Source organism: Ignavibacteria bacterium, from assembly GCA_025612375.1.
In the GTDB taxonomy this organism is placed as follows: domain Bacteria; phylum Bacteroidota; class Ignavibacteria; order Ignavibacteriales; family SURF-24; genus JAAXKN01.
On the sequence record JAAXKN010000019.1, the window covers coordinates 78,333 to 85,098 of the forward strand.

The 6,766-nt window shown below is 46.7% G+C and carries 5 protein-coding genes; all 5 read left to right on the forward strand.

The features are described 5' to 3' along the window. Window positions 1–6 precede the first annotated feature (6 nt). From HF312_12465 to HF312_12485, 5 genes are read left to right on the forward strand one after another with little or no spacing between them, the layout of a single operon-like run. A complete protein-coding gene (locus tag HF312_12465; GenBank protein MCU7521023.1) occupies window positions 7–990 on the forward strand; it encodes a PorV/PorQ family protein in 984 nt (327 codons plus the stop codon). A gap of 30 nt (window positions 991–1,020) precedes the next feature. Next, a complete protein-coding gene (locus HF312_12470; GenBank protein ID MCU7521024.1) occupies window positions 1,021–4,278 on the forward strand; it encodes a hypothetical protein in 3,258 nt (1,085 codons plus the stop codon). A 22-nt stretch (window positions 4,279–4,300) separates the two neighbouring features. Beyond that, a complete protein-coding gene (rbsK, locus tag HF312_12475; GenBank protein ID MCU7521025.1) occupies window positions 4,301–5,221 on the forward strand; it encodes a ribokinase in 921 nt (306 codons plus the stop codon). Between the two features lie 17 nt (window positions 5,222–5,238). Next, the gene (gene rbsD / locus HF312_12480; GenBank protein ID MCU7521026.1) at window positions 5,239–5,646 is read left to right on the forward strand and encodes a D-ribose pyranase; all 408 of its coding nucleotides are present in this window, start codon (window positions 5,239–5,241) and stop codon (window positions 5,644–5,646) included. A gap of 14 nt (window positions 5,647–5,660) precedes the next feature. Further along, window positions 5,661–6,656 (forward strand): aldo/keto reductase, encoded by a 996-nt coding sequence (locus tag HF312_12485; protein MCU7521027.1) that lies wholly within the window; start codon window positions 5,661–5,663, stop codon window positions 6,654–6,656. Window positions 6,657–6,766 lie beyond the last annotated feature (110 nt).

Consider the following 6,766-nt stretch of genomic DNA (forward strand, 5'->3'; position numbering starts at 1 on the left):
CATAAATTGAAAACGAAATTTTTTATAATAATAATTCTGCTCCTGGCAATAAATGGATTGGTCCCGGCGCAGTTTAATAAAGCCGGACGCACGACTTTTCAGTTCCTTAAGATCGGCGTCGGCGGCCGTGCTGCTGCTATGGGCGAGGCTACAATTGCCAGTACTCAGGATATTAACTCAGTATACTGGAACCCTGCAGGACTTACAGGCATCCAAAACCTTGAGGCTGGTGTAAACTATACAAAGTGGATCGCAGACCTGAGCGTTACAAGTGCCGCTGTTGGATATAACTTCGGCCCTGCCGTGATTGCCGTAAACTATATGGGATTAAGCTACGGCAATATTCAGGAGGCACTTACTACCAGCACTACGGGCAAGGTCGATACCAGAACCGGCGGTACATTTACAGGCAGCGACCTGGCCTTAGGCCTTACGCTTGCCCGCCGCTTTACAGACCAGCTCTCAATCGGCGTTAATGTCAAATACCTCAGGGAGGACCTTTATACATATAAAACTTCGCTCTGGGCAATGGACGTGGGAACATACTACGACACGCAGTGGAAAGGTGTCCGCATAGCTATGACGGCACAGAACTTTTCAAAACAGGCCCGCTGGATGTATACTAAGGAAGAAAACCAGCAGTCATTTGAACTTCCCCTCGTCTTCCGCATCGGTACATCAATCGATCTCTGGGGCGGCGAAGACCTCGTATTTGGAGGTGATGCATCTGTAAATAAACTGACTCTGGATGTCGATGCAATTCATACAAACGATTATGGCGAAAGACTCCATTTAGGAGGCGAATACGTATTCATGAATATGCTCTCACTAAGAGCAGGCTACAGAATGAACTATGAAGAAGGTAACCTCGCTCTGGGAGCAGGCTTTAAGACGGAATTCTCGGGCGTCAAACTGGAAGTCGATTATGCTTACGTAAAATATGACTTCCTCGAGTCCCCGCACCGCTTCTCACTCATTTTTGCATTTTAAGAAAAATTACAAAGAGAGGAATAAACTCATATGGCATTTTCACAAAAACTGGTTAATGGAGAAAAACTTACACCTGAAAGTTTCAGGAAGCCCCCTAAAGAACTGGGCATACTCCCCTTCTGGTTCTGGAACGGTGAGATGAATGAAAAGGAAATGGAATGGCAGATGAAAGAATACCACGACAAGGGTATTCCGGGACTTTTTATCCACGGGCGATTTGGTGAAGAAATAGGCTACCTTTCAGACAAGTGGTTTGACCGCGTAAAGTTTGCCGTAGAAAAAGCCAGGGAAATCGGGCTCGACATATGGATCTACGACGAAATGAACTGGCCCAGCGGTACGGCCGAACGCCAGGTAATTAAAAAATACCCGCACCTTTCACAGAAATATCTTGAACTCGTTGCACTTAACGTAGACGGGCCCCTCTTTACATTCCTTGAGGCAACGGATTCCCGCTACGTCAATACGGGAGACTCACGCCCCATTGCCGCATTTGCGTGCTCGGCTGACGAATATAAAAACGGAATTAAAGAGCTCATCGACCTTACACCCAACCTGTCATTCAATAAGGTGATCCCCTGGGAGGCTCCGGCAGGAAAATGGAAACTCCTCTATTTCCTCGAAAAGGAAGTGCCGTATTACATAGACGCCCTGAACCCTGAATCCACAAACAGATTTATTGAACTTACTCACGACAGATATAAAAATGCCGTTGGAAAAGACTTCGGCACAATCGTCCCCGGCTTCTACACAGATGAGCCGGCAATGCACTACTACCAGGTTGGCGTTGATAATTACGTCGTCCCCTGGTCAAGCCAGATGTTTAAGATCTTCAGGCAGCGCCGCGGCTACGACCTGAGGCCCTACCTGCCGGCGCTTTACGTCGATATGGGTGAGGTAACTGCAAAAATACGCTACGACTTCTGGCGCACCTTAAGCGAACAGTATACCGATTCCTACTACAGAAGACTGCGCGAATGGTGCGATGAAAACGGAGTCATCTTTACCGGACACGTCCTCTTTGAGGAATGGCTGAGGCTCCAGGCAAGATGCGAAGGAAATATTTTTAAACACTTAAAACAGATGCACATTACGGGCGTCGACCACCTTTACCCCAAGATCGGTACAGAAAAAGAACCCGACCAGCACGTGGCACTGAAGCTCGCAAGCTCTGCCGCCCACCACTACGGTAGCACAAGGCTCCTCTGCGAATCTATGGGCGGCGCTTACTGGGACTGCACGCTTGAACGCATGAAATGGATAGCTAACTGGGAATATGTCCTGGGCGTAAACCTATTCAACAACCACGGCTACCACTATTCAATTGAAGGCGAAAGAAAACGCGACTGGCCCCCTTCACAGTTCTATCACCATACATGGTGGAATAACTACGGAGAATTTACAACTTATATGTCGCGCCTGGGACACGTCCTCTCCGGCGGACGCCACGTGGCTAAAGTGCTCGTACTCTACCCCCTTAACAGCATCTGGACCAACTACCAGCCCCAGAAAGCCAGCACAACGAGCAAAACAATTGAAGGCAACTTCAATTTCATTACAGATTCACTCCTGAGACTCCACTACGACTACGACTATGTGGATGAGGACGTCCTGATCGGCTCAAAGGTCGCAAAAGACAAAATAAAAATTGCCAACGAGGAATATTCGCTTCTTATTTTACCCCCTCTTACACACATCAAAAAAGACACCTTCCAGGTAATAAAGAAGTTTGTTGAAAACGGCGGCAGGGTAATTGCCGATACCATCCTGCCTTTTGAATTCCTGGAAGCTGAAGGCGACGGCGCCGCGGGCGAAATGAAGGAACTCTTCGGCGTTAACCCTAAAAACCTCTTTTCAGAGTTCAAAAGCGGCAAGGAGTTCTCAGGCATCAAATCAAAAAAGAATGTCTATCTCTACGGCGGAAAAGGAAAAACAAAGCCGGAGCGCCGCGAAGTGCTGGGAAAACTGTTAAATAAAATCCTTTCACCAGACGTGATTATAGATAATGAAGAGGTATTCTACCTCCACCGCGTAAAAGACGGCTACGACATCTATTTCATCGTTAACACTTCCCAGAAAGAAATTGGCTCTGTTGAAATATCTTTTGAAAAGACGGGAAGCCCCGAACTCTGGGACCCCGCTTCAGGCGAAATTAAACCGCTCTACGTCTACCAGATTAAAAACGGCAGGACGGTTGTAAATCTTCATTTCTCAGAAAGCCAGTCGCACATTGTTATAATAAGAAACAGCGTAAAGAAGCCTTTTATACAGGAAACAAACCTTGTTGTGGAGAGTTTCGACGGAAAGAAAATCTCAGGTTATCTTGAAAACAGCGACAAAGAGGCTTTTGCTAAGGTCGAAACAAATAACGGCGTAAAAAGGCTTAAGACCCCGCAGGTGAAACCCCCGGCTCCAATAAAGCTGGGCAGAACGTATAATTTCGACATCAAAGAAGATAACGCACTTTTAATCCGTAGCTGGAAGATGAAATTAGAGGATGAAAGTGACTCTAAGGGCTATTCAGACCCCTCTTTCGATGACTCAGAATGGCTTAAGGTTACAAACGGCGCCTGGGAAATGCAGCTCCCGCAGGAAAGGGATAATGAAACTTATCCCGTTACACTCTGGTACCGTACCACTTTTGAAATAGAAAACATGCCTGAAAAATTAAACCTCCTTATCGACGGCTTTAGCGGAAAGGAGCATACACTATTCATAAACGGACAGGAGATAAAAGACAAGGGACAGAGGAGCTATCTCGACGCTGAAATTAAAGAGATCGACATTAGCAGGTTTGTCCATGAAGGGCAAAACCACGTTGCCGTAAGGCTCACAGCACAAAGAAGGACAGACGGCATACTGGACCTTCTGAAGATAACAGGAAAGTTCGCCCTTGCAAAGACTGAAGAGGGCTATAAAATAGTAAAGAAAGAAAATAAAATTAAATTAGGCGACTGGACAAAACAGGGCTACCCCTTCTTCTCGGGCACAGGTATATATGAGACAGAGTTCAGGGTGCCTGAAGATTACAAGAACGGGAAGTTCTTCCTCGAGGTCAATCTTGGCGAGGATGTCCTGGAAGTAAGCATGAACGGTCATGAAGGCAGGGTCCTGCCCTGGCACCCTTACAGGCTCGATGTTACAGACATGGTTCAGACAGGTAATAATACTATTCAGCTTAAGGTAACAAATACACTGATAAATGTACTTGAAGCAGTGCAGAAAAAGTCCGGAATTTTTTCTGAACCTGTAATTACATTTAAACCATTATACGTTATTTCTTTATAATCTTAAGTTATAGAGGCATCTAATGAATACGAGAGGAGTACTTGTTGTAGGAAGCGCAAATATGGACATGGTAGTTGTATGTGAAGACTTCCCGAAACCCGGTGAAACAATTTTAGGACGCCAGTTCGGCATGTTCGCCGGGGGCAAGGGGGCCAACCAGGCCGTATGCAGCGCTAAGCTGGGTGGAAAAACTTTCTTCGTCGGTAAAATGGGTAACGATATGTTCAGGGATAAATTGTCTCAGAATATGCAGACCGACGGCGTCAGGCTGGAATATCTCTTAATCGACAAAACTGAACCGACCGGAATAGCTTTAATTACAGTCAACGGTTACGGACAGAATGAAATCGTGGTGGTATCAGGCAGCAATATGAAACTCTCTCCTGAGGATATAAAACAGAACGAGGAGGCCTTCTCGCAGTCCGGCGTAGTAATAACACAGCTTGAAATACCGCTTGAGACCGTCGTGGAGACTGCACGCATCGCAAAAAAACATGGGGCCATGTTTATCCTTAACCCCGCCCCGGCCAGAAGGCTTCCCGATGAACTGCTGAAGATGGTGGATTACATTACCCCGAACGAAATTGAGCTTGGAATGCTTTCCGGAATCCCCGTCATCGATACAGATTCAGCCGCTCTTGCCTCCAGGAGGCTCATTGATACGGGGGTGAAAAATGTAATCGTGACACTTGGCTCAAAAGGCGCTCTTCTTGTAAACAGCCAGAAGAGTGAACTTTTTGCAGCAAGAGAAGTCGATGTTGTAGACAGCACGGCTGCCGGCGACGCCTTTAACGGCGCCCTGGCTTTTGCACTCTCAGAGGGAAGGACGGTCGACAAGGCTATCCAGTTTGCAAACATTGTGGCGTCCTACTCTGTTACAAAGCTGGGTGCGCAGACTTCCATGCCTACAATGGATGAAATCAAAGCCGCAAAAGTGATTTAAATATAAGGGAACAAGTTATGAAGAAAAATGGGATACTGAATTCTGAACTCTCGCGCGTTGTTGCTCAAATGGGACACACAGACAAACTGGTCATCTGCGACAGCGGCCTTCCTATTCCGAGAAATGCTGAGGTGATAGACCTTGCACTCAGCACAAACCTGCCGCGTTTTATAGAAACCCTTAAAGTCATCTTAGAGGAGCTTCAGATCGAAGAGGCAATTGTTGCCGAAGAAATGCTGGACGTAAGCTGCGGCGTTTATGATGAGGTGACAAGCCTTCTGCCTAAAGTAAATATACAGAAGGTTTCTCACGAGGAATTTAAGAATATTACGAGAAACCCTGAGGGAAATATCGCCTTCGTCCGCACGGGTGAAGCTACCCCGTATGCAAATATCATACTCATTTCAGGCGTAACTTTTAACTAATACGGAAAAACTTGATGCAGTACAGAAAATTTGGAAATCTGGATTGGAAAGTCTCTGAAATAGGTTTCGGAGCCTGGGCAATCGGGGGCGACATGTGGGGGCGCCAGGATGACACTGAATCAATTAAAGCCCTCCATAAGGCAATGGACCTTGGAGTCAACTTTATCGATACCGCCCAGGGATACGGAAAAGGACACAGCGAGGAGATTATAGGAAAAGTCCTCAAAGAACGCTCAGAAGAAATCTATGTGGCAACTAAAATTCCCCCTGTCCCCGATACCCCGTGGCCTCCGCCGGAGGACTTCGACGTAAACATATCTTTCCCTGCCGAATACATCATTAAGCAGTGCGAAGGATCCTTAAAAAGGCTTAAGAGGGATTATATCGATGTCTATCAGTTCCATACCTGGGCTCCCGGCTTCAACGTGCGGGACGAATGGTTCCAGGCAATTACGAAACTGAAGGAGGAGGGTAAAATCCGCGCTGCCGGAGTCTCAGTGCACGACACTACGCCGGACAGTGTAATCGGGGCCCTCGCAATGGGTAAAATTGATGAAGTCCAGGTAATCTATAACCTTTTTGAGCAGTACCCTAAGTGCAATCTTTTCCCTGTCTGCCAGAGGCTGGGCATTGCCGTTGTCATCCGTGTGCCGTTCGATGAAGGTGCCCTGACGGGAAAATATACGCCTAAGACAAAGTTTCAGGAGGGTGACGTAAGAAGTCATTACTTCCGGGGTAATAACCTCATGGCTGTAATAAAGAAAACCCGGGAGATTGACGGCGTTAAGGAAAAACGCCACCCCGGCATGAGCATGGCGCGCTATGCCCTTAAATTCTGCCTCAGCCATCCGGCCGTAAGTACCGTCATACCGGGAATCAGAAATATCACACAGGCAGAAATGAATACCTCGGTTAGCGACGGCATACTCCTTAAGGAAGAGGAACTAAAGGAATTAAACCGCTTTGCATGGAGGAAGGATTTCTGGAGGGAAGAAATCTCCATTGAATAGCCAAGAGCTTTAGCTGAATAGCCGCGAGCTTTAGCTGAATAGCCACGAGCTTTAGCTGAATAGAAGTTATGTTTAAAAATAGGTTGTAAGAGGATATAAAAAAAGAGCAT

Coding starts and splice junctions, on each gene's coding strand:
- HF312_12470 (MCU7521024.1), top strand. CDS start 1,021: ATGGCATTTTCACAAAAACTGGTTAATGGAGAAAAACTTACACCTGAA.
- rbsK (MCU7521025.1), top strand. CDS start 4,301: ATGAATACGAGAGGAGTACTTGTTGTAGGAAGCGCAAATATGGACATG.
- rbsD (MCU7521026.1), top strand. CDS start 5,239: ATGAAGAAAAATGGGATACTGAATTCTGAACTCTCGCGCGTTGTTGCT.
- HF312_12485 (MCU7521027.1), top strand. CDS start 5,661: ATGCAGTACAGAAAATTTGGAAATCTGGATTGGAAAGTCTCTGAAATA.